At 37.1% G+C, this 25,076-nt stretch carries 38 protein-coding genes, 1 rRNA gene and 2 pseudogenes; 19 read left to right on the top strand and 22 right to left on the bottom strand.

The features are described from left to right. Positions 1 to 6 precede the first annotated feature (6 nt). The 10 genes from HMPREF2794_RS09240 to HMPREF2794_RS09285 all read right to left on the bottom strand — a co-directional run bounded on the left by HMPREF2794_RS09240 (position 7) and on the right by HMPREF2794_RS09285 (position 5,322). The gene (locus tag HMPREF2794_RS09240; protein WP_009132287.1) at positions 7 to 285 is read right to left on the bottom strand and encodes an HU family DNA-binding protein; all 279 of its coding nucleotides are present in this window, start codon (positions 283 to 285) and stop codon (positions 7 to 9) included. A 3-nt stretch (positions 286 to 288) separates the two neighbouring features. Then, positions 289 to 717, bottom strand: coding sequence for a hypothetical protein (locus HMPREF2794_RS09245; protein ID WP_009132288.1), 429 nt, complete (start codon positions 715 to 717; stop codon positions 289 to 291). Between the two features lies 1 nt (position 718). Then, positions 719 to 1,018: a hypothetical protein gene (locus tag HMPREF2794_RS09250; protein WP_007854448.1), complete on the bottom strand. Its 300-nt coding sequence runs from the start codon at positions 1,016 to 1,018 to the stop codon at positions 719 to 721. Beyond that, positions 1,005 to 1,619, bottom strand: coding sequence for a hypothetical protein (locus HMPREF2794_RS09255; protein ID WP_009132289.1), 615 nt, complete (start codon positions 1,617 to 1,619; stop codon positions 1,005 to 1,007). Before HMPREF2794_RS09255 ends, HMPREF2794_RS09250 begins: the two co-directional genes overlap by 14 nt. Further along, complete coding sequence (locus HMPREF2794_RS09260) at positions 1,616 to 1,840, bottom strand: hypothetical protein (RefSeq protein WP_009132290.1); 225 nt, start codon at positions 1,838 to 1,840, stop codon at positions 1,616 to 1,618. Before HMPREF2794_RS09260 ends, HMPREF2794_RS09255 begins: the two co-directional genes overlap by 4 nt. Then, positions 1,840 to 2,748, bottom strand: a complete 909-nt coding sequence (locus HMPREF2794_RS09265; protein WP_070751413.1) for a recombinase RecT — start codon at positions 2,746 to 2,748, stop codon at positions 1,840 to 1,842. The genes HMPREF2794_RS09260 and HMPREF2794_RS09265 overlap by 1 nt, the downstream gene beginning before the upstream one ends. Continuing rightward, a complete protein-coding gene (locus HMPREF2794_RS09270; protein ID WP_009132291.1) occupies positions 2,745 to 3,713 on the bottom strand; it encodes a PD-(D/E)XK nuclease-like domain-containing protein in 969 nt (322 codons plus the stop codon). Before HMPREF2794_RS09270 ends, HMPREF2794_RS09265 begins: the two co-directional genes overlap by 4 nt. Positions 3,714 to 3,784: 71 nt before the next feature. After that, positions 3,785 to 4,486, bottom strand: a complete 702-nt coding sequence (locus tag HMPREF2794_RS09275; protein WP_070751415.1) for a hypothetical protein — start codon at positions 4,484 to 4,486, stop codon at positions 3,785 to 3,787. A 384-nt stretch (positions 4,487 to 4,870) separates the two neighbouring features. Then, on the bottom strand, positions 4,871 to 5,122 hold the full coding sequence (locus HMPREF2794_RS09280) for a helix-turn-helix domain-containing protein (protein WP_009132293.1): 252 nt from the start codon (positions 5,120 to 5,122) through the stop codon (positions 4,871 to 4,873). Then, entirely contained in the window at positions 5,119 to 5,322 is a 204-nt protein-coding gene (locus HMPREF2794_RS09285) for a hypothetical protein (protein ID WP_005794293.1), read from the bottom strand. Before HMPREF2794_RS09285 ends, HMPREF2794_RS09280 begins: the two co-directional genes overlap by 4 nt. 777 nt (positions 5,323 to 6,099) lie before the next feature. On the opposite strand from HMPREF2794_RS09285, the gene HMPREF2794_RS09290 reads away from it, so the two are divergent. The 4 genes from HMPREF2794_RS09290 (at position 6,100) to HMPREF2794_RS09305 (ending at position 9,323) form a co-directional block, all read left to right on the top strand. Next, positions 6,100 to 6,870, top strand: coding sequence for a S24 family peptidase (locus HMPREF2794_RS09290; protein ID WP_004326695.1), 771 nt, complete (start codon positions 6,100 to 6,102; stop codon positions 6,868 to 6,870). A gap of 1 nt (position 6,871) precedes the next feature. Next, on the top strand, positions 6,872 to 7,210 hold the full coding sequence (locus HMPREF2794_RS09295; RefSeq protein ID WP_004326694.1) for a hypothetical protein: 339 nt from the start codon (positions 6,872 to 6,874) through the stop codon (positions 7,208 to 7,210). A 321-nt stretch (positions 7,211 to 7,531) separates the two neighbouring features. Continuing rightward, complete coding sequence (locus HMPREF2794_RS09300; protein WP_070751417.1) at positions 7,532 to 8,761, top strand: site-specific integrase; 1,230 nt, start codon at positions 7,532 to 7,534, stop codon at positions 8,759 to 8,761. 55 nt (positions 8,762 to 8,816) lie between these two features. After that, positions 8,817 to 9,323 carry a DUF6680 family protein gene (locus tag HMPREF2794_RS09305; protein WP_055268966.1) on the top strand — a complete coding sequence of 169 codons (507 nt, stop codon included), beginning with the start codon at positions 8,817 to 8,819 and terminating at the stop codon, positions 9,321 to 9,323. 233 nt (positions 9,324 to 9,556) lie between these two features. Here HMPREF2794_RS09305 and HMPREF2794_RS09310 read toward each other — a convergent pair whose 3' ends face one another. Genes HMPREF2794_RS09310 through HMPREF2794_RS09325 form a run of 4 tightly spaced genes read right to left on the bottom strand, consistent with a single transcriptional unit; the run spans position 9,557 to position 10,817 of the window. Then, positions 9,557 to 9,850, bottom strand: a complete 294-nt coding sequence (locus HMPREF2794_RS09310; RefSeq protein ID WP_010538626.1) for a helix-turn-helix domain-containing protein — start codon at positions 9,848 to 9,850, stop codon at positions 9,557 to 9,559. Between the two features lie 40 nt (positions 9,851 to 9,890). Continuing rightward, positions 9,891 to 10,193 carry a DUF3876 domain-containing protein gene (locus HMPREF2794_RS09315; RefSeq protein WP_010538627.1) on the bottom strand — a complete coding sequence of 101 codons (303 nt, stop codon included), beginning with the start codon at positions 10,191 to 10,193 and terminating at the stop codon, positions 9,891 to 9,893. 10 nt (positions 10,194 to 10,203) lie between these two features. Beyond that, the gene (locus tag HMPREF2794_RS09320) at positions 10,204 to 10,521 is read right to left on the bottom strand and encodes a helix-turn-helix domain-containing protein (protein WP_010538628.1); all 318 of its coding nucleotides are present in this window, start codon (positions 10,519 to 10,521) and stop codon (positions 10,204 to 10,206) included. After that, on the bottom strand, positions 10,518 to 10,817 hold the full coding sequence (locus HMPREF2794_RS09325) for a DUF3408 domain-containing protein (RefSeq protein ID WP_055268967.1): 300 nt from the start codon (positions 10,815 to 10,817) through the stop codon (positions 10,518 to 10,520). Before HMPREF2794_RS09325 ends, HMPREF2794_RS09320 begins: the two co-directional genes overlap by 4 nt. Positions 10,818 to 11,307: 490 nt before the next feature. Here HMPREF2794_RS09325 and mobA point away from each other — a divergent pair, with 490 nt between their 5' ends. Next, the gene (gene mobA / locus HMPREF2794_RS09330; RefSeq protein WP_055268968.1) at positions 11,308 to 11,757 is read left to right on the top strand and encodes a conjugal transfer protein MobA; all 450 of its coding nucleotides are present in this window, start codon (positions 11,308 to 11,310) and stop codon (positions 11,755 to 11,757) included. 69 nt (positions 11,758 to 11,826) lie between these two features. On the opposite strand, the gene HMPREF2794_RS09335 is transcribed toward mobA, so the two are convergent. The 5 genes from HMPREF2794_RS09335 to HMPREF2794_RS09355 form a co-directional block, all read right to left on the bottom strand. Next, positions 11,827 to 12,150 carry a helix-turn-helix domain-containing protein gene (locus HMPREF2794_RS09335; protein WP_055268969.1) on the bottom strand — a complete coding sequence of 108 codons (324 nt, stop codon included), beginning with the start codon at positions 12,148 to 12,150 and terminating at the stop codon, positions 11,827 to 11,829. 128 nt (positions 12,151 to 12,278) lie between these two features. Next, positions 12,279 to 12,698 (bottom strand): RteC domain-containing protein, encoded by a 420-nt coding sequence (locus HMPREF2794_RS09340; protein WP_044154150.1) that lies wholly within the window; start codon positions 12,696 to 12,698, stop codon positions 12,279 to 12,281. Beyond that, positions 12,652 to 12,891, bottom strand: a complete 240-nt coding sequence (locus HMPREF2794_RS09345) for a hypothetical protein (RefSeq protein ID WP_044154245.1) — start codon at positions 12,889 to 12,891, stop codon at positions 12,652 to 12,654. The genes HMPREF2794_RS09340 and HMPREF2794_RS09345 overlap by 47 nt, the downstream gene beginning before the upstream one ends. A gap of 38 nt (positions 12,892 to 12,929) precedes the next feature. Then, positions 12,930 to 13,904, bottom strand: a complete 975-nt coding sequence (locus HMPREF2794_RS09350) for a ketopantoate reductase family protein (RefSeq protein WP_055268970.1) — start codon at positions 13,902 to 13,904, stop codon at positions 12,930 to 12,932. Continuing rightward, positions 13,901 to 14,746, bottom strand: a complete 846-nt coding sequence (locus tag HMPREF2794_RS09355; RefSeq protein ID WP_055268971.1) for a helix-turn-helix domain-containing protein — start codon at positions 14,744 to 14,746, stop codon at positions 13,901 to 13,903. Before HMPREF2794_RS09355 ends, HMPREF2794_RS09350 begins: the two co-directional genes overlap by 4 nt. Before the next feature lie 402 nt (positions 14,747 to 15,148). On the opposite strand from HMPREF2794_RS09355, the gene HMPREF2794_RS09360 reads away from it, so the two are divergent. Beyond that, positions 15,149 to 16,084, top strand: coding sequence for a DUF6731 family protein (locus HMPREF2794_RS09360; protein WP_132040146.1), 936 nt, complete (start codon positions 15,149 to 15,151; stop codon positions 16,082 to 16,084). 520 nt (positions 16,085 to 16,604) lie between these two features. On the opposite strand, the gene rrf is transcribed toward HMPREF2794_RS09360, so the two are convergent. Next, positions 16,605 to 16,715, bottom strand: a 5S ribosomal RNA gene (rrf, locus tag HMPREF2794_RS09370). Between the two features lie 370 nt (positions 16,716 to 17,085). On the opposite strand from rrf, the gene HMPREF2794_RS09375 reads away from it, so the two are divergent. The 13 genes and pseudogenes from HMPREF2794_RS09375 to HMPREF2794_RS09435 all read left to right on the top strand — a co-directional run bounded on the left by HMPREF2794_RS09375 (position 17,086) and on the right by HMPREF2794_RS09435 (position 23,741). Continuing rightward, complete coding sequence (locus HMPREF2794_RS09375) at positions 17,086 to 17,433, top strand: DUF551 domain-containing protein (protein WP_007846625.1); 348 nt, start codon at positions 17,086 to 17,088, stop codon at positions 17,431 to 17,433. After that, positions 17,433 to 18,349 (top strand): annotated as a pseudogene (locus tag HMPREF2794_RS09380) (radical SAM protein). The gene HMPREF2794_RS09375 and the pseudogene HMPREF2794_RS09380 overlap by 1 nt, the downstream one beginning before the upstream one ends. Position 18,350: 1 nt before the next feature. After that, the gene (locus tag HMPREF2794_RS09385; RefSeq protein WP_070751419.1) at positions 18,351 to 18,587 is read left to right on the top strand and encodes a hypothetical protein; all 237 of its coding nucleotides are present in this window, start codon (positions 18,351 to 18,353) and stop codon (positions 18,585 to 18,587) included. Continuing rightward, positions 18,584 to 19,074: pseudogene (locus tag HMPREF2794_RS09390) on the top strand (DNA N-6-adenine-methyltransferase). The gene HMPREF2794_RS09385 and the pseudogene HMPREF2794_RS09390 overlap by 4 nt, the downstream one beginning before the upstream one ends. After that, positions 19,074 to 19,349, top strand: a complete 276-nt coding sequence (locus tag HMPREF2794_RS29910; RefSeq protein WP_007846615.1) for a hypothetical protein — start codon at positions 19,074 to 19,076, stop codon at positions 19,347 to 19,349. Before HMPREF2794_RS09390 ends, HMPREF2794_RS29910 begins: the two are co-directional and overlap by 1 nt. Further along, positions 19,324 to 19,533, top strand: coding sequence for a hypothetical protein (locus tag HMPREF2794_RS09400; protein WP_007857030.1), 210 nt, complete (start codon positions 19,324 to 19,326; stop codon positions 19,531 to 19,533). The genes HMPREF2794_RS29910 and HMPREF2794_RS09400 overlap by 26 nt, the downstream gene beginning before the upstream one ends. A 2-nt stretch (positions 19,534 to 19,535) precedes the next feature. Beyond that, complete coding sequence (locus HMPREF2794_RS09405; protein ID WP_007846611.1) at positions 19,536 to 20,801, top strand: RtcB family protein; 1,266 nt, start codon at positions 19,536 to 19,538, stop codon at positions 20,799 to 20,801. After that, the gene (locus HMPREF2794_RS09410; RefSeq protein ID WP_005794352.1) at positions 20,798 to 21,205 is read left to right on the top strand and encodes a hypothetical protein; all 408 of its coding nucleotides are present in this window, start codon (positions 20,798 to 20,800) and stop codon (positions 21,203 to 21,205) included. Before HMPREF2794_RS09405 ends, HMPREF2794_RS09410 begins: the two co-directional genes overlap by 4 nt. Next, positions 21,202 to 21,717, top strand: a complete 516-nt coding sequence (locus HMPREF2794_RS09415; protein ID WP_007846609.1) for a hypothetical protein — start codon at positions 21,202 to 21,204, stop codon at positions 21,715 to 21,717. Before HMPREF2794_RS09410 ends, HMPREF2794_RS09415 begins: the two co-directional genes overlap by 4 nt. A 1-nt stretch (position 21,718) precedes the next feature. Continuing rightward, on the top strand, positions 21,719 to 22,120 hold the full coding sequence (locus HMPREF2794_RS09420) for a hypothetical protein (RefSeq protein ID WP_005794355.1): 402 nt from the start codon (positions 21,719 to 21,721) through the stop codon (positions 22,118 to 22,120). Further along, the gene (locus tag HMPREF2794_RS09425; protein ID WP_004326733.1) at positions 22,104 to 22,397 is read left to right on the top strand and encodes a nucleoside triphosphate pyrophosphohydrolase family protein; all 294 of its coding nucleotides are present in this window, start codon (positions 22,104 to 22,106) and stop codon (positions 22,395 to 22,397) included. The genes HMPREF2794_RS09420 and HMPREF2794_RS09425 overlap by 17 nt, the downstream gene beginning before the upstream one ends. Positions 22,398 to 22,487: 90 nt before the next feature. Continuing rightward, a complete protein-coding gene (locus tag HMPREF2794_RS09430) occupies positions 22,488 to 23,153 on the top strand; it encodes a hypothetical protein (RefSeq protein ID WP_004326734.1) in 666 nt (221 codons plus the stop codon). A 186-nt stretch (positions 23,154 to 23,339) separates the two neighbouring features. Continuing rightward, positions 23,340 to 23,741 carry a DUF3127 domain-containing protein gene (locus HMPREF2794_RS09435; protein WP_007846608.1) on the top strand — a complete coding sequence of 134 codons (402 nt, stop codon included), beginning with the start codon at positions 23,340 to 23,342 and terminating at the stop codon, positions 23,739 to 23,741. A 41-nt stretch (positions 23,742 to 23,782) separates the two neighbouring features. Here HMPREF2794_RS09435 and HMPREF2794_RS09440 read toward each other — a convergent pair whose 3' ends face one another. Both HMPREF2794_RS09440 and HMPREF2794_RS09445 read right to left on the bottom strand, forming a co-directional pair. After that, entirely contained in the window at positions 23,783 to 24,346 is a 564-nt protein-coding gene (locus HMPREF2794_RS09440) for a DUF6549 family protein (protein WP_005794364.1), read from the bottom strand. Then, entirely contained in the window at positions 24,343 to 25,050 is a 708-nt protein-coding gene (locus HMPREF2794_RS09445; RefSeq protein WP_005794365.1) for a hypothetical protein, read from the bottom strand. Before HMPREF2794_RS09445 ends, HMPREF2794_RS09440 begins: the two co-directional genes overlap by 4 nt. Between the last annotated feature and the right edge of the window lie 26 nt (positions 25,051 to 25,076).

The following is a 25,076-nucleotide window of genomic DNA, read 5'->3' on the forward strand; positions in this document are numbered from 1 at the left end:
GCTGTTCTACAAATTTTTAGTTCTGTTTTTAAATGATTTGGCAGGTTTGAAATGTGGAGTATAATGCTCCGCTATGACAATAGTCTCGTTTTTGTGTATGTTACGAGCAACTTTTCGTTTATAGTGTTTGGGTGACAGTGTGCCAAAACCTCTGATATAAAGAGTCTTTCCATTAGCTACTGCATCCACGGTCTCTTTCAGTGCTGCCTCTATGACAGTTCGGACTTCACAAATAGCGATACCGGTTGATTCGGCTACTTGCTTGATAAGTTCTTCTTTCCTCATAGCTTATCCCTCCGTACCAGTAGATTCCATGTCCTCGAAGACTGTTTTCTGCATCTCTTGTGCTTCCATCGGACGTTCTTTAACCAAGTCACCATTACCATTGTAATATCCGGTAGTACGGGTGCTACGTTCCATGAACTTAAAGCATTCATCCGTAATTTCCTCATAACCACGCTTTATATCGGTAAGCAACGTTTTTTTACGCTCTTTTTTAGGTTTCATCTTGTCTTTGTATGCCTGCATGAAAGCTTTCTTTTCTTCTTCCAGTGCGGCCATATCAAGATCAATATTTGCCAACTCCGTTTTCCGTTCACCCATTTCTTCCTCACTGAAAGGAGAGGTATAGGTGATTCTTTCAACTGCTGCGCAATTGTCTTCCAACATTTGTCTGCGAAGCAATGGATTCTTGTCTTTAAATAGTTCTTTATCCATATCATAACGGTTTTAAGCCATATCGGGCAGAACCGACAAATGGCTGTGGGTTAGTCCTTATGTTTGCTTTGTGTATATCATCTGTACGATGATTGAATAATCGGGGTAATCCCGTTATTTTGTCATATACAACCAGTTCAGACGATACATAACAAATAAAGCCTTTCAGTCGCTCTTTCAACCATGCGTTCTGATAGGCTCTGCGTTCACGATACTCTTGGTAGCTCATTCCTTTGGGACGAGCTGTGAGAAGGGGAGTGTAATTTCTCGCCCCCCCCGATTTAGATTTACTCTTTCCCATCAATCAAATTTTTATATTGTTTTTCTGAAACGAACTTGTCGCAGTTCTTATACCAAGTGCCATCATTTATTTTGTATGGGTTGCTCGTTTCATCCACTTCATTCATAATACCGACTACCGCATTTTCTTTGTTGTTATCATCCCATACGATAACAACATCGCCGACAGTCGGGATATATTCAGGCTGTAACTTCTCAAAATTGAAGGAGTAATGTTTTTCTTCCTTCATGGCGGCAAGCATCTTTGCCTTTTCCTCTTCTGTAGCTTTACGGAATCCCTTCATGCCTCCGATACCAGCTTCGGGTGTGAGTTTTACAAAAACTCTGTCACCTTCATCGTTGGAAGGAACATAAGCGACAAGGCCGAAAGGTACTTTTATTGCTGGTAAAAAAGGAAGCGGCCTTTCTTCTCTAATTTCAGAGAGAATCATCATGCTGCCCCCTCCGCGATTTGGATTGATAATTACGTCACCGGGGATGAATGTCTCACCTTCAAACTCAAATTTACCCCCCCCCATAACTTTTTGGGTAGATTGCATACTTTCTTCTTTCACGATTTTTACCATGTGTCCTTCGGGCACTTCAACTGTTACTGTTCTCATTTTAATTTGATTTTAAACTGGTTATTGTATTCTATGTATTTTTTCGGGCAGGTTGTTTCTATAATTCCGTTCATTGTAGGAATACGAAACAACTTGCCGGATTTATGAAGCTCTTTTTCAAGCTGTTTTGCTTTATGTAAAGCAGCCAAAGAACGTGTTTCATTTTCGATCAGTTCTTTAGCCGCTGTGATACTGTTACTAATTTTTTCACATGAATCCATTACTTGACTTCTTCTGCGTATGGAGTATCGTCTTCCTCAAAATCGTCCGGTTTCTGACCTTGTGCCTTTTTCCAGTCTTCAAACATTTCATCATCCAACTGGCTCTCTGTTTCAAGAACTTTAATCATGGAATCTGAAATGCCGGTTTTGGGCAGGAATTTGAAAGCCCAGTTCACGATTGTTTTTCGAGCCATTTCTTCAAAGTCTGTGTCCCACGGGGATTGCTTGCCTTTCTTGACAGCCTCACTACGACTTTTTATTTCTTCAATACGTGCTTTGGGCATTGCATCGAATTTTACAACACCGGAAATCAAGACTGCAAAATAGTAGCCTCCAAGAAGATCACCACGTTCTCCGAATACATTGGGTTTGTGGATGATAGTGCCACCGGTACCTTTTGTCATGCTGAACTCGTCATTAGCATAAACCAAATCAGAATAAATATCTTTTACAACACCGGTGCGGATCAAAATATCAACTTTACCCATGTATGAAGCTTGGAACTTCACTTTGCCTTTGTACGGTACAAGATACCCCAACCTTAGTTCAGGATTGAGCGTCAGACCGGTAAGAGAAACGTTTTTGATTGCTTCGACAAGATGATCGGGATATTGCCGGGCACAGTCAATCAAATAAGGATTATTCAACATTGCCTGCATAGCGAAATTGACTTCACGGGCAAATTGCTGTTCTGTGCCACCAGCTGCTATAAATGCCTTTTTAGGGGAGATAAAACAGCTTTCCAATCCTTTCAGTTGTACTGGAAAGGCTGGTGGGGCAGAAGGAACGGGCGGTTGTGGTGTGGAAGGTGTTGGGGAGACCGGTTCTGTTTTTGTTGGTGAAGGAGCATTGTGTTGTTCCATTCCCAAGTTCCCTTGTTGGGGGGATTGATTCTCTGTTTTACTCATTGTTCTTGATTATTATAAAAGTTAAACATCTTGTTCTTTTCAAATGCAGGTGTGTCTGGTATCATTATTCTTCGTCCTTTGAATCCCGGCTGAATAAATATCTGTGCACCGTCAAAATCATTGTTTTGTGTACAGTAAACATGCTGGTCTAACAATTTCTTGAATGCCAATGCGCTTGCCCCCATTTTCACAATTCCGTCTTCCAAATGGAAAGCCCAGTTAGCTGCACTGACAAATACTGCGTCATAGGGAGCTGTCTTTTGTTGCATAACCCAGTAGAACTCCTTCCATACTCCAGTACGTTCATGTTCAAAAAACTGGTAGAAGGCTGCCGAAATACCGTAATGAAATTTGGCGATAGTCCGGTTAACTGTTTCTTCATGAAGATCATCAACCGCCAATGTTTTCCAGTCAACAATTTTTTTGGCCGTTTCCACATCAGGGCGATATTTGAACTTGCATCCTTCGTATTCAACGAAATGGCTAACTTCGGCTTTTCCCCATTTTAATATCTGCCTAATCTGTTTGGAGGTGTCCCGGCAATTATTAAGAAGCTCATAAACCATTGTTTCAACCAATTGTATATCGGTTGTGCTTGTCAATGTTTTACCGGGATTTGATTCTTTGGCCTCTATTAGTGCAATCTGATATTTTTGGGTGTCTCGTCCATACGGACAGCCAGTTTTAGGATTTATAGGTGGCTCAAATACAAGAAGATTGTTTCTCCATTTGTCAAGTGTTCCAGTATTAACAAGACTTTCCATTGCATCATGGTACAGCGAGCCTTTTTCAGAAGCTTCAATACTGATCTCGAACATTTCAGGGTGCAATGCCTTGTATCGGGCAAACTTTGGGGACACCATATAATCTTTAATCTGCGTACTACTTAGGAAATCTTTGAATCTTTCTCCACGGTGGTATTCTTCATTTGGCAGATTGTAAATTGTATCTTCTATATTACTCATATAATGAATTTGGAGTTTTACAAAAAACTCCCTACTTTCGCAAGCAAGGAGCCAATAACTAACTAAAAAACTTATTCATCACTTGTAGATAGTAATTCTTTGTAATTCTGTAATATGTATTCTTTTTCTTTATCTGTAAAAGAATAGGCTTTAGCCATAAATTTCATTGCCATATCCTCATTGTGATCGGAAAGGGGATAATAGCCAGTAGCGAATTTGTAAGTAAGCCTATTCAATCGCTCATACTTAACTTTGACCTCTTTAACCCGTCCGCTTATTTCCGAGATAATACCGGACGCTTCTTGCATCTTTTCGTCATATTCTTTTTGGTCTTTCGCTGCTTGTTCTTTCATAACCTTGTTCTGTGCGGCAAAGTTTGAAATCTTTTCGTATAGTTCACTTGAATATACAAAGCCACAGTTAACCTCAAAGTCTGGCTTGATAGAGTAATTGTATTTATCTTTCTTGACGAGATATTTGTAGTCGCTTCCGAGTTTGTTCCAATCGTATTCAACTTTGCGAAGGGTTTTCGCATTACGTAATACTTCTGCTACCGCATTCGCTTCTTCCATGTCTGTAAAAGCGTAACCTTCAAAGAATGGGATCGTGAACACTTTCAAATCAGCAGGTTCAATCTCAAACAATTCGGGAACCTCCGGCTTATCCATAATTTTGATACCTTCCTCCATCATGCGGAGTTTAATCAATTTCTGTACATCTTCCTCCGTTAACGCAAGAATCTCTTGCTCGGTCATTTCTGTAATTCCTTTCATACTTTTAGCATTTAAAATGTGTTCCCGTCCGCGTTCCGATGGATTGTTGGCCGTAGCTTTTTAGCGGTGACCGCTTCTTGCGAAGCACGGGTATATATATCATTTAAAGTATCTATTCAGTTAAGAATGTATTTATAAACGCCCTACGTTTACTTTGTCATAATATAAGTTGTTTTTGATAACTTAGTGATTCGTGTGCTGCATCTTCTTATTGGCAGTCCGTATTCACACTCTTTTCACTAATCCGCTTTGGCTACTTTGTCGGTCTATTTCGCCCTTTAGATAAGCAGTAAACCTTGTTTTAAGTCTTTATTTGTTCAGACTATACAATATGTCAAAGAACGTTTTGTTAGTTCCCGGAAAGACGGCCAAATCCGTCCGGGATTATTTTCTTTCCATGAATTTTCTCAAAGCTGATTTGGTAAAAATGAGACTCTTGCCATTTTTGGTGTGAGGAATATCATGTATTCGATTGTATAAGGTTTGCAACTTCCATCCAAGAAATACAGCTGCTTGTTTGGCATTCAAATACTCTTCGGTTTCAACAGTCGCCATTTCAGTTACAGCCTTTCTCACATCATTGCGAATAAACTTGTGCAGTTCTTCTGCAATCATTCTGGCATCTGAACGGTTCATTTCTTTATCGCTTCGATGGTTATCTGATTTTTATCTTTGTCGATGGATGTTGAATATCTTTCAACGTCTTCACGGGGATCAGTAAAAGCTAATTGATAGGCGTAGCTTCTTGCATTGACGCAATCCTTGTAAGAATCCAGCTGCATTACTTTGGAAGAACCAGCTTTAATACTTAGAATATCTTTCTTTGTTACTTTCATATTATTTTCTATTTTATACTTAAATTTTCCACAAAAAAATTTGCATAAAAGAAAGCTAACAACTACATTTGCCAATGAGATATGTAGTAAGTGGCTTTTGAAGTCGCCAGCTTTCTTGTTGTTCAAACTTACACTCTTTGTTTGTTTGACGTTGCAAATATACTTTATATTTTCAGAAGTACAATAAAATACTTCATAAAATTTGTAGTATATCGTATGTTATAAAACATGTTTTAATATAAGTTGCTGGTTTATAAAATGTTATACAAGTGAGGCTTGCGTAAAAAGAAAGCTTTCTGAAAAAAAAGTAATGTCGTTCTATTAGTATTGTAATAATTGAAGAAGTAAAAGACGATCTCATTCGGTAAGGTGCTGGATTGCTGCATAGTTAGCCCTTAGACGGTTTCCCGTTTTTGCTATATGCAGCATAAGAAATGTCTCGTTCGTATAAGTACGCCGTTCTTAGCTGGCCGGGCATTAACAAGTTACCCGACTTCCCGGATTTTTCGCTTACTTGTAGCTGTGCAGGCATCCCGGTTTCGTTTGCCTCTCAATATCGCACGCCTTTCGCAGTATTGAGTTGTAAGAGTGTAACCCTCTGTCTCTCCGCTATGCGGCCTACCGCCGATTACACAATGTGGAGAAAAAGAAAATCCGCAAATAGGTAGCAGCTATTTACGGATTTCTATATATAAACTCCAAATAGGATGTTTAATCAATTTATGTGGTAATACTGCTACTATTACGGATGCAAATATACTACTTAATTTGTGAAGTATGCAAGAAGTTGACGATAAAAAATTGAGTGATCTCTCAAAAAGGTTTTTGCAAGCAATTTCATATTGTGGTTTGAGTGGGTATAAATTGAAGAAAGACAATATTATATCCAGTGAATCAACTCTTACCAGTATAAAAAAAGGGATTCAGTTACCAAGTAAAAAAACAATTGATGCTTTTTGTGAGAAGTATGATGTGAGCAGAGCATGGCTATATACTGGAGAAGGTTTGTTTGCAAAGACTCCATCAGGACAGATAGAACCTTCGGAGAAGGATATTAGGGATGCTCTGAAAAATGCGAGAATGCAATCAGACTCTACGATTAGTAAAGTAGCTCCTTATCTTCAAGATATTCTTGTAAAAGTAAAATATGTTCCGATAGATGCTGCGGCTTCATTTGTCGAAAGCTTATATAACACAGCTTATGAAATTGATTCTTATGGTGTCATGCCGGAAGAAGGTGAAGTGCTTGATGATTCTTATATGGTCTTTCAAGTACGTGGTGACAGCATGGAGCCAACTATACCGGACGGAGCTAAAATTCTTGCTCGCAAAATAGAAGAAGGTTTGTGGGAAAGCGCGTCAGGAGTTGTGAGTATTGTGTATGGGAAAACACTTTCAGTCAAGCGGATATTGAAAAACAGTCTTTTCTTGGATAATGTGCTGACTTTAAAGGCTGATAACCCCAAGCATGGCCAGTTAGATGTCGAGAGAAGAGAAATAAGGGGGATGTGGCAAGCATTACGCATAATAAGTCAAAAGATTATTTGATATGGAAGAAAGGGCTATTGACAGATTACGAAAATTTGCAAGGTATGCACGTGATAAGGGAGTTGTCAAAGGTGAGAACTCGTTTGAGGCTTATTGTGAATTATCAAATAGATACATTTATAATTCCATAAGGAACGGGAAGGGGGCTATTGGAACTGATATAATAGCTCGTATTGTGGATAAGTTCCCGGAATTGAATGTGAAGTGGCTTTGTACTGGCAAAGGGAATATGATTGAGACGGATATTGATGCGAATGTCAACTACAAAGCAGCTTATGAAGGTGCGATGATGCAGATAGAAGCACTGCATAAAATTATAGAAGAAAATAAGCGGAGATGATATAAATATGATACCATTAATATATTTTTAATAAGTATTTTATTGATTATCAGTGTAATAGCAAAATGTGTTAGTCCCGTACGCACCGCGAAAGCAAATAGTAAAGCTCTGAAATTCAAGGATTTCAGAGCTTTTTCTTTTTCCCCGCTTAGGCAAAAAATAGCGGTTTAAAGCAGTTCTCACGTGGCTTATTCGTGGGACTTTTTGAAAACTGTTTTTGCTCCCACGAATTGACGCTTTTGTCTTTGATTGTCAGCTTTTTGCGTAGCTGGTTTTTGAGTGTAGCAAACTAATTTTGTACCACTTAAAAAACAAAGAATTATGGGAGCAGTGAAAAGAAACACACTAAGCGTATTGTTCATTATCAAGAAAGCGAAACTTTTGAAAAACGGTGAAGCTCCTATTTGTATGCGCATCACCGTAAACAAACGAGTAGTCGAAGTTATGATTAAACGGAGCATTCCCGTAGATTTATGGAATCAGAAAAAGGAATGTTCCAAAGGAAAAGACCGTGTAGCTACAGAACTGAACCACTATATCAATACGATTCGTGCCAAAGTATTGCAGATACACCGTGAACTGGAAATAGACAACAAACCGATAACAGCCGATACAATAAAGGATTGTTTCTACGGACGGGACAAGGTGCAGCGCAGCTTGCTAGAAGTGTATGCGGAGCATAACGAGAAATGCCGTGCCCTGATTGGTAAGGAATATACGGAAAGCACAGTTACCAAGTTTGATACTTCCATAAACCGCTTGAAAGAATATATCCGTAGTTGTTACCACCGTGATGATATAATGCTGGCAGAACTGGACGGGCAATTTATCCGTGATTTTGATTTTTGGCTGAAAACGGATAAGCATTGCCAAAACAATTCCGCATTGAAGCATTTGAAGAACTTGAAAAAAGTTGTTCGTATTGCTTTGGCTAACGACTGGATAAAGAAAGACCCGTTTTACGGCATCCACTTCAAGCAGGAAGAAGTTAATGTAGAGTTCCTTTCACGTGAAGAATTGGATGTTTTGATGAACAAAGGATTTACTATCAAACGTTTGGAGCAGGTAAGGGATATTTTTGTCTTTTGCTGTTTTACCGCACTTGCTTTTGTCGATGTGCAGCAGTTAAGCCGTGAGCACTTGATAAAAGACAATAACGGTACTTTATGGATACGCAAGGCAAGACAGAAAACTAATCAAATGTGCAATATTCCTGTTTTATCTATTCCTCAAAGGATATTAAGGAAATATGAAGATAATGCAGAGTGCATAAAGAAAGGTGTGCTTTTGCCTGTAATTAGTAATCAGCGCATGAATGCCTATCTAAAGGAAATCGCTGATTTGTGCAGCATTACCAAACGCCTAACTACTCATGTTGCAAGACATACTGCGGCTACAGTTGTTTTTCTCGCTAATGATGTATCAATGGAAAATGTATCTAAGATTTTGGGACATTCCAATATCAGAATGACACAGCATTATGCAAAGGTTTTAGATAGCTCCATTATGCGTGATATGGTGAATGTGAAAAAGAATTTTTCAATAAGCTGAATTTTATTGCTTTTTTGATAAATAATTTCTATTTTCGTCTCAAAATAAGTAAAAAATGGATATACAGAATATTATAAATATAATAGCAATTGTTTTATCACCCATTATAGCAGTTCTTATAACAAGGTATTTATCAATCAGAACTGATAAGAAAAAAGATAAAATGGAAATTTTTAAGATATTAATGGCAACACGTTATAATAGGTGTACAATAGAATATGTTCGTGCGCTTAATTCTATTGATGTTGTTTTTTATGATAGTAAGAAAGTGCGAAAAGCATGGAGTGACTATTATTCTGTATTGCAACATCCTACTCCAAATTCCAATTTGATTTTTGATAAAGAGTTGTTATTAATAGAAGCAATGGCGCAAGATTTACATTATACAAACATAAAATGGGAAAATGTAAAGTCATTCTATTTCCCTCAATGGCTAAGCATTCAATATCAACAAGAAGCTAATTTTAAAAATGCCCAATTAACAATTACATCTTCTATATCACAATCATTGAGTGAAAGTGGCATGAAAAATGACAATAAGCAAGAGAAGAAGTTTGAGTAAATACAGACTGATTAGCGAAGATTCTTCCAAAGCTGAATAAAACATTAACAAAGGTAAGCTTCGTATTCCGTCCGTTCAAGCCCAAGCCCTACGGGTTTGAAAGAAAATCTCCACGCCTGCGCTACGCTCCGGGTAGTATTTTCTTCCAAAGGCTTGCACAGACGGAATACTACACTGATAGAGTTAATGTTCTTAGTCAGTTTCGGAAAAAATGTGTTTTTTAGGACGGTGGGTTATTCCTGCCGTTCCTTGTTGTAGTAGGTCTGCAAAAGCCGTTCTATATCGCTTTGACGGTAGATTATTTTGCCTTTTATCTGAATGTAAGGGATAACGCCCGTATCTCGCCATTCTTGCAGCGTGCGGATGCTTACTTTCAGATATTTGGCTGCTTCCCGGTTGCTTAGAAACTTCTCGCCGTTCAAATGCGGTCTGCTCTCCTTTGCCAGTCGGCTGATACCGTCTAACATTCTATCCATAGATTGAAAGAACTCTTTTATCATTTCACTGTTGCTGTTTATTAGTTCCATATTGATTTATAGTTAGCTTGAATGATTAGTATATACATTTTCAATTACGCAGATAATTGCCATAGTAAGAAATGGAAAGGCTGTCTTTTGCCTTGTCATAGCCGATATAAAGCCGCTTAAAGGCTGAAACAATAAAGTAACGGCTATCTTCTTTCTGTATCTCGTAAGTAGCGGGTTGCGCCTGTCCGTTATCCGATACATGAAGCATCGAAAGGAGATACTTTTTCTTACTTGGATATATCATCACCGTAGGATGAAGATTTAAACTTTCCCATGTACCCACAATAGCCGGGAGGGTAAAAGATTGGTTTGCTTCTGAATTGTCATCTTGTTTTCTTGTCATAAGGCGATACTTATTTATTGGTTGGTATATAGTTGTTTTTCTTTCCTGAAAGATGGTTAACTGTACATTCAGCAACCAGTGTTTCAATATCGACAGATTTATAGTACAGCTTATTCCCGATTTGGGAGTAACCCAGTTTACCACTGTCCCGGTAGTTCTGCAAACTTCGGATGCTGATACCGAGCAGGGCACACACTTCACGACCTGACAACCATTTATCGGACTGATGATTGTTCAACCTGCAAATGCGTTCCACCTGATTAGCAAAGTTGGCGAACCGACTGCATAACTGTTTAAAGGTCTGTTCCTCAATAGTTATTATATTCATTCTTTATTCTCTTTTGGCTGGTTGAATATTCCTTTTTGCATTTCTTCCCGGTAGAGAACCGAAAGGACATCATTGTACGTATTCAAATGCTCTTCCAGTACGTTATCAATGAAACTTCCGATGCTTACTTGTTTGTTTGTAATCACACCTACAATCTGCATGATACGTTTCTGTATTTCTCCACTTATGTACACGCTTTGACGGTTGCAAACCGCCCGCTTTTTAAAGAACACCGATTTATAGTTTTCCCGTTCCTTGCTTGCAGGTTCCTGTAATGATTGTTTTACTTCTTCCATACTTTCAATTTTTAATGGTTTATGAATAGGTTGATTGATTTTTAATAATGTTGAAAGATGGTAAGCCAGTTTTATGGCAGTATTGCCAAATCGTTAAACGCCTTTCAAACATGTTTTAAAGCCATATTCAAACCTTGTTTGACTGCCTTATATATTGCCACCATTCAATCAATTTTCAGCAAAGAAAAGGGTAAAAACAGATGCTTTTAAAAATGGGGGTACTTTGTCCGTTTGTGTCGCAATTTGGCGTAATAGCCCATCTTTCAGGGGTAAACAGCTGTCTGTAATTTTGTAACCGATAAACAGACATAGGAGGAAGCCGAACCGCTTGCTTTGGCAATCTGATCGTAGGGAAGATTTTTATGTTCATTGGAACATAGCAAGTTGTGTTTTGAGGCCCGCACTTCGTTTTTTGTGCCTCAAAACCTTGCCACCTTTGAAGGTGGTTGGTTTTACTCCGAAGTCGTAAAACCAGTAAATTATTATCAGTATGGAACAGAAAAGGAAGCCATTTAACAAAGGTGGGCGCAAGCCTAAACTTGACCCACGAACGCACCGTTATTCCCTGAATTTGGATGATGTGGAGAACGCCAAGTTCTTAGCTTTTTACGACCAGTCTGGCTATAAGGTAAAGGCACATTTCATCAAGAACTGTATCTTTGGAAAGTCGTTTAAAGTACTTAGGATTGATAAAAGCAAGGTTGATTATTACATCCAGCTCTCCCAACTGTTTTCACAATTCAGGAGCATAGGCATACTGTATAACCAAACGGTGAAAGAACTCCATTCCAATTTTGCGGAAAAGAAAGCACTTGCCCTGCTTTACAAACTGGAACAATACACTGTTGAACTGGTAAAGACAAACCAGCAGATTATTGCGCTTACCAAACAGTTTGAAGCATCTTATAAGGAAGAGGGAATAATATCGGCAGAGAAATAAGTACAGGCTTGTCAAAAGAAAAAACATCCCGGAACTGCCACGTGTACAGTTTCGGGATGAATTTCATACTTACTTATCCGTTCCGTGTTCTTTCTCGAACTTTCGGAGCGTACCCACATCGAACCGTTTCTTTATGAACTCACGCACATCGGAAGCCCGATAGTAGGCTTTCCCGCTAATCATCATAAAGGGCAGCAGTTTCTTGCTTCTCAATCTCTGCAATGTTCGGGTACTTACTTTGAACAACAGGCATAAATCCTGATTATCCAATAACTTATCACCCGGCATCACTTCGGGGTTGGTCTGCAAACTCTTTACGTCTTTGCCTACTTCAAGCAGTTTATCAAGTAACTTTTGCATCCAGTCTTTGAACTCGTAATTATCTACATACATATTGCTTCATTTTTCAGGTTATACATTAAGATTTTCAATCGATTGATGAAGCAAAGTTCAGAAAAGGAAAGCAAACAAATTACAGGGTAGCATACGCTACCCTGTATAAATTGATGCTAAACACCTGATTATCTATACCCTTTGTTTTCGTGTTCTTTGCGGATAAGGTTTGCCAGTTCATTAAGGAACTCCGTTAGTTTGGCTGGTTTTCGCTTGATGACATCCATGTATTTTTGGTGATAATCACCTAATTTGATGTTAAAGAGCCATTCAAAGGCTTTTCCTAAGTCCGTCAGGTGAACAGTTTTTTCATTTTGATATATTATACGCTGGGAGAGAAATAGACCGCTGACTATTTCCATGATACTAATAAGGCTTGTTTTGTCTGCTAAATGGAGAGGGGAAAGGAATAGTTTATTTGCGTGTTGCTGAAACTGTTCCGGATATTTTATGCGCAGTTTGATAATACGCATTTCATTATTTAGTAATCCTATTGCTTCCTCAATTAAATGCAAGTAGGGCATTTTTTTCTTGCTCAAACCGCACACGATACGATTTAAGTCGATGCAAACCAAAGGAGAAATAACGAAGTAAAACGCTATAATCCTGTTCGTTGCAACTGAAATCAGCTAAATGTGTAGCCAATTCCTCAATAGCTTCTGTAAATTCTGTTACAGAAACTTTACGCTGCGAGCATTCCAATAATAATTGGAAAAATCTCTCTTGTAATATATCTTTCATATACTTATATTTAATGGCTATCGAATTGATAGCTTTATTCACTTACTTTTATTAGTTTGGTTAGAAGATATATAACTTTTTAATTGTGCCAAATTAGAAGTTATAACAGCATATTTTACACCACTATCTATTATATCATCTATCATTTGCCTTATTTCAGCAGGAGAATGATTTATATGTCCATCAAACATAAGTTGCAGAGCATCATTACTATAAATTTTCTTAGCTATTGGCACACTGATAAATAGAGGTAAAAGATATAATCTGTTTGCTTTTTCTGTTTTAGGATTGATGCCCATTCTTTCACAAATAGCTAAGCCTTCCCGAATAGCTTTCATTGTAGTTTTGATAATAGCTGTATTCTCTATAAATTTAGAGGCACTTCCGGCACTCATTATTCCCGCTGAAAGACCGGCAGCGACAGCATAATGTGTGATTAGCCATACTAATATTTGATTAGAAATGACAGGCTTTAAGTTTGCTTTATCCAGTATTATAGAAAGCTTTTCTACTCGTGGAGTTATCCGCCCGTCTTTTTCACCTAACGGAGTATTGGAATATTTTAGACCTGAAATGGCACAATGTATGCTTTTATCTTCTTTTCCGCCCCCGACCATAAAGGGAAAGGCAAAAAAATATTGTTCAGGTTTTAGATATTTATCTATTTCAGTAAAAACATCCCAGTTATTTTGGAAAAATACAACATTTGCTTTTCCTGCTGACTTTGAAAGACTTGGCAATATAGTTGATAATTGCAATTTATTGGTGGAGACAATAATGTATTCAAAATCATTATTTGACGAAAGTTCGTCTATTACTGTAGGCTTAAAGATTATATCTGTATCTTTTTTTACTTTCTCTCTAAAGTCAGAACAAATAATGTGAATACCATTTTTTTGTACAAATTCTTTTTGCCCTTTACGCACCAATACAGTAACGTCACATCCTGCTTTGGATAATTGCCAGCCATAAGTACAACCCACTACGCCAGCACCGTATATCAATATTTTCATAAAGCGATATTATTAAGTTCTTTGTTGTCGTTGATAAATACAGAATTGAATTCCGATAGATTTTCGGTATAAATATCACAAATATCAAGTAACTGTGTAGGGGTATAACCCGTGAACATTTTAAACTCTTTTATTAAATGTGATTTATCATAATATCCACAATCATAGGCAACCTTACTTATACTGATTTGTGGAGTTGATTGCAAAATATTGAATGCCTTTCTAAATCGTGTGATTTGGATAAAATCTTTTGGATTTAGTCCTACATATTCAGCGAATATCCGTTTGAATTGCTTATATCCTAAACAAGCCGTTTGAGATAAAACGGATATATTTCCTTCACCTTCATTGATATTGTGTATAGTAGCCATCATCCTATTGGCGTTGCATGATATATTTTCGCATAGTCTATTTAATAAATATTCTTCTATCAATCTGACTATTTGATAATTATCTGATGCTTCATTTATTTTCTCTTCCAATTCTACTAAATAGGTATTATCTAACAAATCAATGCTTATATTCTGATTAGTAAACTCTTCCATAGGATATGGAAAAAACATCCTGCATCCGATAGGCTGGAATAAAATAATGACCATATCCAAGAAGGAAAATTCTATGTCTGAATAAGTACTGATTTGCCCACTTATATAGGATTGTGGCTGCGTTCCCTTATGAAAAGAAGAAATAATTTTATTTCCTTTATGAAAAACAAGTGCTACACAACCTGCCGGGATAGAACGTTGGAAGCCTTGCTTTACATCATCTATCCTTAAAAACCAATATTGCTTTATATAAGGAGCGAGCAATTTGGTAGGTTGTATTACTTGAATTTTCTCCATTTTGCCTTAACTATCAGGCAAAAGTAAGATTTCTTAGATTGATAATAGGTGTAAAAAAGGGACATTCTAACAAAAAAGCCCTAAAAGCTAATAGAAAAATGTATCAGAATTGATTTTTAATCTCTGTTTGCCATAGAATTATTGAAAGAATACAAAGCAAATTAGGAGTAAATAAAAGGGTAGTGCCCTACTTTTACAAAAAAAATATTTTTGTAATCATTTGAACTTTAGAAAATTAACCAACAATATAATGGCGTTTATAAATTTGCGTTCTTATTAGCCATATCAAAAAATGAATAAAGGTCAAGTTTGATTGTGTATATTATTAATATTTTCTATTTAAAAATTTGCTTAATTCGTTGTAACGTAATACTTTTGTAAGTAACAAAAGACGATAATACTATGGTTAATAAAAAAGTAACATGCTATTCAGTGAATATTCCAGAAAGCATGGATTTTGTACAACTCCTTTTAGATAACGAAGAATCTTCGTTAAAACCCTTTGTTCTTGATCAATATAGAACAATCGAACTTAAATATACTCAAATACAGAAAAATGGAAGTATTGTTGGTCTATTTGTAACTACAAGTCGAAAAAATATTCCACCGGCTCATAAACCTGGAAATGGAGACGATTATACAGCATTGCCCTTAGATGATGGACAAGGCTTAGCCTATCCTAATGTATTTTTATATGATCCCCAATTTAAAGTACTATATTTAGAGACAAATAGAATGGGAGTTAGTCCGTCAAAAATATGTGCATATTTTGAGGCGAGGGCTATTAGGGACTCTATTCCTACTTTTTGGATTGAAATCAGTCCTCTTTTAAAAAAAGAGGCGTATGAAAGAGTTGAAAACATGGTGAGAATAAAATATGTAAATTTGAAATTAGCTAAACCAACCGGGCTTCTTAGAAATAATTTGTCTAAAGGGTCATTAAGAGGATTGGCAAGTATATCCGATCAGCTTAATGCAGATAAATACATGCAATGTTCTTTTACTGCGGATAAAGTAAAAAGCTTAAAGAAAGGGGAAATCTTAAATATTATAGATAGTTTTGGACGTATTCATTCAGAGGCAACAGAATTAGGGCGAGAAAAAGGTAATAAACTTATAATTAAAGGAAATATCTTAGATGAAGATGGAGCTGAAATAGAGGATGTTGTAGATTTTTTACTAAACAAAATTGATTTTCGTTTTTCAATAGAAGAACCTATTATAGCTTCAAACCTTCAATTTATGGATAGAAAAAATGGTATTAATACGGTTTATATGAAACTTTATAAAGAAGTTTCTACTGTGGTAGATAGTATTCAGCGTTTAAGAAAGGAGTAAAATATATTCAAAAATCTATAACTTAGGAATATGACCATATTCATAACAAATATCCATATTGCAACAAATATATTGTAATAAGGTATTTGAATTTCTAATGTTAATAAAAACACACAGGTTAAGATAACAGATAAAAAAGAATATATTACCGCTGTCTTATTGTATTGTATTAACTCTGGAAATCTATTAGTATCAATTAAATTTTTAATAGCGGAATTGTTTAACTGCATCAAAGTTACCATCGTTGTCAATAAAAACCCAAAAACAATACTTTCCGCTGTAACTAAAGCTGATATAAATGTTTTATCAAAACATTTATAATAACACTTATCTATTATTTCATTATCTTTAAAAAAGTACATTGAGTGAAGGTATGCGTAATCATATTCTAAATGGAGGATTAATATTAGAAGATGAATTAAAGTGATCTGATAAAATGAAAGAAATAACTATTGGTGATAAACCTTTAATGTAAATGTTTTAAGCCTTGCTATCAATAAAGATAACAAGGCTTAAAAGAAAATGGCAGCGACCTACTCTCCCACAATTATGCAGTACCATCAGCGTGACAAGGCTTAACTTCTCTGTTCGGAATGGAAAGAGGTGGAACCCTTGTGCTATAACCACCTAAATTAAGGACTTAGCTGTACTAAATAATTTTTTCAATCAACCACTACAAAAGATCAACACAGTTTAGCACAAAGTCCCAACCTACCGTCTATTCAATTTTAAGCATTGCCATAGCCGTACGGTAGTAAAGCTATAGAATGCTTTTTCTAATTAAATTTTTCATAATTAAAAAAATTAATCATTTGCGACATTGCAAATGAGGTTCAAATATACGCATTAAAAATAAAATGGCAAAAAATCATGTAGCAAATAGTCGGGGAAATCCTTTTCAACAAGATGTCGTAGGCATTCTCCGTGCCTTAGGTCATGTGACCTATGATTTTAAATACCGTAAGTGTATGGAATAATTTTAAATTCTAAATTCATAGAATATGAAGCAGACATTAGAAGAAGCCGTAAATGAAATTGGAGGCGTACATCCTGACTGGGATAAAATAACTTGTTTTAGAATAGGATTTAAAGAAGGAGCCAGATGGCAGACAAAACAACTTCCGTGGGTATCAGTGAAAGAACGGTTGCCGGATGAAAATGAAGACATCATCATTCTATGTAAACATGGTGCGATTTTTAACGGTACATATAGCAACAATGTATGGTTTTGCATGGATGGTTATATCTATGATACGTACAAAGGTAACCCAATTTACTCTTCAATGAGTAGCATACCTCCGTCATGGGAACCGATAGCATGGATGCCAAAACCTAAATTTGAAGAATAATGAATATTGGAATTTTAGCCGTTGATAGCAATTTCCCCAATTTAGCACTTATGAAGATCAGTGCTTACCACAAAGCAAGAGGCGATCAAGTGGAATGGTATAATCCACTATGTAAATATGATAAAGTATATGCAGCTAAAGTTTTCACTTTCACACCCGACTATAACTATTATATCAATGCTAACCAAATAGAAAAAGGTGGTACTGGATATGATATTGAAAAAGTTCTTCCAATTGAGGTTGATCGTCTTCAACCTGATTACTCGATTACAATATTGACTCCAATTTGTCCTATGGATTTCTGACACGTGGGTGTCCCAATCGGTGTAAATGGTGTGTTGTTCCTAAAAAAGAAGGAAAAATCTCACCTTATATGGATATTGAGGAAATAACAGCCGGACGGAAGAAAGCTATCCTTATGGATAATAATATACTGGCCTCAAACTATGGCTTGCAGCAAATAGAGAAAATCATCAAACTGGGTATCAAAGTGGATTTTAATCAAGGACTGGATGCTCGTTTAATCACGGATGAAATCGCTCGGCTACTTGCAAAAGTAAAATGGATTAAACGTATTCGCTTTGGATGCGATACACCGGGACAGATTGCAGAAGTTGAACGTGCTTCCGCTTTAATAGACAAGTATGGATATAAAGGGGAATATTTCTTGTATTGCATCCTTATGGACTTTGAAGAATCGTTTGCGCGCGTCAACTACTGGAAATCTAAAAGCCGCCGTTTTCTTCCACATTGTCAACCCTTTCGTGATCTGAACAATCCACACCAAATTATTCCACAGTGGCAGAAAGACATGGCACATTGGGCTGATAGGAAGGAAATATACATGAGTTGCGACTTCAAAGACTTTTCACCAAGAAAAGGTTTTTTATGTAAGGAATACTTTAAAATATTGTGAGATGAAATTAAACAAAAAGACAGAGCGACTTATTAAACGTAGAGCCGCTGAATTTAAAAAAATATATGAAACTCCTAATCCCGAAGTAGATAAAATTATTTCTGAATTGAGAGCAGAAGCAACGAAACGTCCACAGAACATGAGTAAGGAAGAAGAAATTGCTTATATTCTGAAAAAGGCTGATGAAAATTGCGATCATATAGAAATTCGTAAAATCCTAAATGTAAGTAATACATGAATACATCTTTTGAACGATCTGCAAACGCTTCCGATGAATGGTACACACCACGAGAAATCATTGAAGCATTAGGTGAATTTGACCTTGATCCATGTGCTCCCATGCACCCTCTTTGGCCTACCGCAAAAACCATGTACAACAAGCAGGACAATGGTCTTATACAAAATTGGGGGGGCGAATTTGGCTTAACCCTCCGTACTCCAAACCGCTTATATGGCAGTTTGTAGAGAAATTGGCAGAACACGGCAATGGTATAGCACTACTTTTTAACCGGTGTGACAGCAATAAGTTTCAAGACATCATCTTCACGAAAGCAACCGGTATGATGTTTTTGAGGAATCGAATAAAATTCTTCCGTCCCGATGGAACACGTGGGGACAGCCCCGGTTGCGGTAGTGTTCTTATTGCATTTGGCCGGGAAAATGCCGAAATTTTAAGGAACTGCTCTTTACAAGGCAAATATGTTGAACTTAACAATGATAAATGATGAAAGTCTTATATTTACTCATGCTCATTGCCGGTCTTCTGTGGATCGGTGATTTCTCTATCACCTTAAAACCCTTTTCTGTATCTTTACCATGCTGGTATAAATCCGTTGGCATACTTCTATTTTGGCTGTCAATGACTATATATGTTTTAGGTGAGCATACCAAAGGCTATAAAGAAGGATTTGATACTGGAATTAAACAGTGCATTAAGATACTTGATAGAAATTGCCACTCTAAAGAAATAAATAATGATGAAACAGTACAGAATCAATAAAACGACTACCTTCGTAGAAGATAATTGCAGCGGAAACAGAGAGAAATACCTCCTTCTTGATTACAAAGTACAAGTTAAATTTGCAGGGATTTGGATAACAGTCAAGTCCTTTCATGATGAAGATGAAGAATACGCAAAGAACTGTGCGAATGAACTTCTTGAAAAACTTAACGAAAAGATTTGATTATGATTGAATTACAAGGAAAATTCGGCAAAGATTGTAAAATATTTACAAATGCAATAGAAAATGAAGCTATTGGAACGATACAAAACATTTTGAACAATCCGGTTACGACTGGTGTTCCGGTTCGTATTATGCCTGATACCCATCAGGGAGTAGATATAGTGATTGGATTCACCATGCCAGTTACAGATCGTGTCAACCCCAATCATATCGGAGTGGATATTGGTTGTGGAATGTTGTGTGTAGAAATTGAAAATGCAATAACAGAAGAGTCTTTCCCGGACATTAATCATGCAATCCGTTCCATCATACCTATGGGATTTGAGATTAACCAACAACCCTTATCCAAACAAGAAAAGGAAGATTTGTTTACCTTCTTATCTATCAGAATGGATCAGTTCTGCTCTAAATACCAACTAACCAAACCAGTTATTAATGAAGAATATGTATCACAACTTTGTAAGAAGGTGGGGATAAATGAAGGCACATTCTACAACTCTTTAGGTACATTGGGAGGTGGAAACCACTTTATAGAACTGGGGCGTGCCGAGTCAACCAATAATATATTTCTTACAATACATACCGGATCGCGCAACTTTGGTGTGAAGGTCTGTAAATACCATGCAGAAATAGCAAAATTTGATAAAAAGGCTTTTTCTAATGAAATTCAACGCTTGAAGTCCACTGTTGAGCCACAATTCATGCAAACTGAAATACTACGTTTGAAGGAAAAATTTGCCGAATATTCCGGGTATCTCACAAATGAAGCAATGCTCCACTATTTATGTGACATGGTGATCGCACAAGGATATGCCGCATTCAACCGCAAGTTGATTATACAGCGTATAATCAGAACTTTGAGCTGGAACGCTACAATATCCGTTGAGACAGTCCATAACTATATCAGCTTTGATGATATGATAATCCGTAAAGGGGCTATTGCCGCATACGCCAATGATTACGTTGTGATTCCTATGAATATGGCAGACGGTATTCTTCTTTGTCGTGGTAAGGGAAACAAAGACTGGAACTATTCTGCACCACATGGTGCAGGACGCTTATACTCCCGTTCCGAAGCTAAAGAAAGATTATCAATGGACGCATTCAAAACCCAAATGAGCAAAGTGTATTCCACTTCCGTATGTGAAGGGACATTGGATGAAAGTCCTATGGCATACAAAAATGTTCAGGAAATAAAAGAGCTTATAGAACCTACGGTAGAAATTATTGATACAATTGTGCCACTAATCAATATCAAAGCTGTATGATAGAAAAGACAGACTTCCCATATACTCTTGGCGGCTATGTTGAACAGCAAAATTATAAAGGTTTCGACATAGCCGTTTCCATTCGTAGATACAAAGGAATATCAGCTTATGTCATTTCCTCGGAGAAAAGGCTGATCCGTGAAGAATCTGCCACCTTTGCCGACAAAGAAGACATGTTCCGTTGGGGACGAGAAGCGGTTGACCGATATTTGGAACAGCAAGAACGTAGAAAAGAAGAAAATACGATCAAACGGGCAGACTATTATAAGAAGAAAGCTCGTGTGGCAGCATTGAAAGCCTTTAATGCCGCTATGTATTTCTCTGATATAAAGGACGGACTTTATGATAAGGCAAAAGGATTTTTTGAGTATGAACTGGATAAGGAACATGGAAAGATCAAATGAAAACACTTGATATTATACAAGGCTTTTGCGATCATGTTTTTCGTGATAAAAAAGGAAACCGCATCTTTCCCAATATTTTTGTCGGGAAATGGGAAGCTGACTTATTGGAAGTTACCCGGTCACGCCTGACTTATGAATATGAAGTAAAAGTAAGCAGATGTGATTTCCATAAGGATAAAAAGAAAAGTGATAAATATGGCAAGAACAAGTTTGATGTTGTCACTTCCGGCCAACGTACCAATTATTTTTATTATATAGTACCAAAAAGTTTGATAAAGCCCGATGAAGTCCCTGATTTTGCCGGGCTTATTTATGCTTATGAAGGATCAGTGCAATGTTATTCTCTTGAAAAGGGAAGGTATGCGGTAAAGAGAATTTTCTTTGATGTAGTCAAGCCTGCCCAAAAAGTTTCTGACATGAAAGCGGATGATAATTTCATTCGTAAACTCGACTTATCCATGTACTATCGTTATCACCAAATGAGAAGAGATAATTACAAAAATAAGGAATAATATGGAATTAAGATTAGACCCTGAAATACCGGTCACACGGGTTGTCAACGGACATAATGTTTTCAATAAAGGCTATCACCACGGATTAAGAGGAAAAACCTATGAAGAATACTATGGCAAAGAGAGAGCTGTTGAAATAAGAAAAAGACACAGCGAGGCTTTGAAAGGACATAGATATTGGTCTAATGGAAACGCCCATGCCTTTGCGTGTATCGCAATCACTCCCGAAGGCAAATGGTATAGATTCGATTCAATAACCCAAGCCGCCCAAAAGCTAAATCTGAATTATGCCACAGTTCGCCGGTATATAAAACGAAAAATCAAGCCCCAAAATGGCTGGCAATGGTTTTTGGAGAAAGATAATAACTGGATAAAACATATTGATAATGGGAAAATTAAATGAGATCGCGCAGAAAGCTTATGAATGTGCCGTAAGACGTGGAAAGATTGATCCCGACAATGATAGCAACAACAATCTTCACCGCGATCTGCTTGAAGAAGTTGCCGAAGTCTTTGAGTGTACGGGTGAGAAATCTCCACATATTAAAGAGTATTTAGATGTAGAAGAAGAACTGGCAGATGTAATCATTGTTGCCCTAAGTACACTACATCATTTCAAATGTGACATTGATTCACTCATTGAAGCCAAAATGAATTATAATAAAAACAGAATGGATTGATATAGGAACCGGACAATTAATAAAGTTGATTGTTGAGACGTTTGTCCTTATCTTTGCACTACCATGTGTCTATAAAGATTTCATGAACTTATGGAAAGAAAAATAGGTGATATAAAAGACAAGAAGTTAAAAGCTGAAAATATCACACTGGCAGCAATATATAACATATTGTTCACCAATGACATAGTTTGTTCCTTAATTGTAGAAATGTTAAGTGAATTACGTAAATCAAGGCTTTGTCGTTTCCGCGTAAAGCAGCAAGGAAATAAACTGGAACAGTTGATGCTTCAATATGAAAAGAAAATCAATAAAATAGCTGGACACCGGGCTTTTTTCATGGCTGATGCTAACCAGTATATTGCAGATGAAGTACAACCTGATCTGCTTAAAATGGAATACTCCATTAAACTGGAATTTGACAAATGCCGGATTGAAAACAGTGCCTTACTTGCCAAAGTAGAACTTACAAGATGTATGGCAGAGCTTGCTTGTCTATCCCTTGACAAACGGATAGAAGAAGTCCGTCCATACAACAAAGAAGTAACCGGAATAACATATCTCCGGCTCACTGACACACTTAAAGTATTGGACGAACTTTCTGATATTTTATATAAGGGAGGGTATTGTGACCTCAATCAAAGTGATAATTGCAAAAGGGGGATGGCTATCATACAACGAAAACTTACTGATTGTGATATTATCAGCCGCGCAATCAATGAGTCAGACAAGTTAAATCCGGCTGGGGATGATGAATAAAAATGGCAAAATATCGTATAGGAATATCCGAGAATCTATTAGGAGACAAACGCTATCAGTGTCAGATTAAAAGATTTGGCATTTGGTGGAATGATGAAAGTTTCAGCACTAAAGAAAGAATGTTAGATTATGCCCGTAAACTTGAAAAGGCCGGGCATATAGTGTTTAACTATTTATAAGCGAACAATGAAATTAGAAGGAAAAATTATTGTGGCACAACCGATACAATCGGGTGTCTCAAAAAATGGTAACAACTGGCAAAGACAAGATTTCGTTTTGGAAATTCCCGGCCAATACCCTAAAAAAGTCGCTTTTTCAGTAATGAATAGCAATATTCAGAATTTTGGATTAGCAGTCGGGCAAGACGTTGATATTGAAATAGATATTAATGCGAATGAATGGCAAGGAAAATGGTTTAACTCCATTACTTGCTGGAAAGCAACACTCCGTAATCCAGGACAGCCTACCGCAGCGCAACAGCCCCAAACTTATTATCATGGGGCATCATCCACCGCGGCACCCGTACAAACTGCCATACCTCAACCGCCAGTGGATTTTGGGGAACAAAAAGACGATTTGCCTTTCTAAAGAAAAAGGAGAAGGGAGCATTTCGGCTCCCTTCTTATTAATTAATGTTCCACCTTTACAATTTCATTATAAACGATTTTGCTTCGTGGGTTATGATTGACTATCGTTTGTTTATACCCCTTTGTCCCCCATCTCCACCATAGGAACCTGTGTTTATATATCCGGCTTATCGCACTTGAAAGACTGTCTCTCACTTCATAAGTAAATGTGCTGTCAGGAATATTTGCATAAAAATCCACCCATTTATCTGAATAATTGAAACAGCTGTCTTTCAGAACAAATACAATACTGTCTTTAGTGACAACTTTTGTGGTTGTGATATATTCGACTTCTTTTGGACGCAGATTCAATTCTTTTATTAGTTTTGCATCCGCACTCCGCAGCTCTTTCAATTCTTCTATGTTAAGCCGTAAAACATGGTTTTCAACCACATTTAGACTATCCCTAATCTTATATTCTTCAAGCCCAGTACAGAGACTTTTCATATTATCTGAAAGTCGGGCACTTTCCTTCTTCTCTTCCTGCCACAACCGGTACATCAAAAAGGTTGCCGCAAGGAGTAACACAAAGATTACTCCTATACCTATCTTCAATCTCATAATCAATCTGTATATACATTTTTACCAACTTCCGCAATAACTACCCATGCACCATTACAGAAACCATATATCTTACCGTCATTCTCCGGCATTTCAGGTATTGTATTAAGTTTTGTTTCATTGGCAGTGGCTTTGCTAAGAGCTGTTTGAGCTGTACTTTTTGCAGCATCAGCCGTTGTTTGTGCGGTCACGGCCTTTCCATCAGTAACAGCCAACATTCCAGTCAGAGTTTTTTCATTGGTTACTCCTGCAAGGAAGGTTTCAATTTCATTGAAGGTGTCAATGGCCGTAGTCGCATCAACAGTACCAACCAATTCATCCAAAGCGGTCTTCACCGCATTTATGGACTGTTCCAGTTGGGACTCTGCCAGTTGAGCACGTCCGCTTTCTGCTAAAATATCCGATTTGCTCGCACTGCTGCTACCATCAGAACTTTCCAAAAATGAAGATGAAATAGGAAGTTCATTACATCCTACCATAACATATTGTCCGGCTATCAACCCGTCGACATTCATATCACAGAACTCTCCAACCCCAAGTGCTGTTTTGTAAGGTACATAATCCTTTCCATTAGAACTTTTGTACACAACAACTCTGTTGTTTGCTGCATCTCCAAAATTGATGCTAATAGCAAATTTCCCAGTAGATAACTGTATAGGTTGGCTTTCGTACCAATCCTCTTCTTTAAGAGTAAAATTCAAGTTTGCCATATCTTCTATGTGTTTATATGTTTGTT

The organism is Bacteroides sp. HMSC067B03, from assembly GCF_001811315.1.
GTDB classification, from domain to species: domain Bacteria; phylum Bacteroidota; class Bacteroidia; order Bacteroidales; family Bacteroidaceae; genus Bacteroides; species Bacteroides faecis.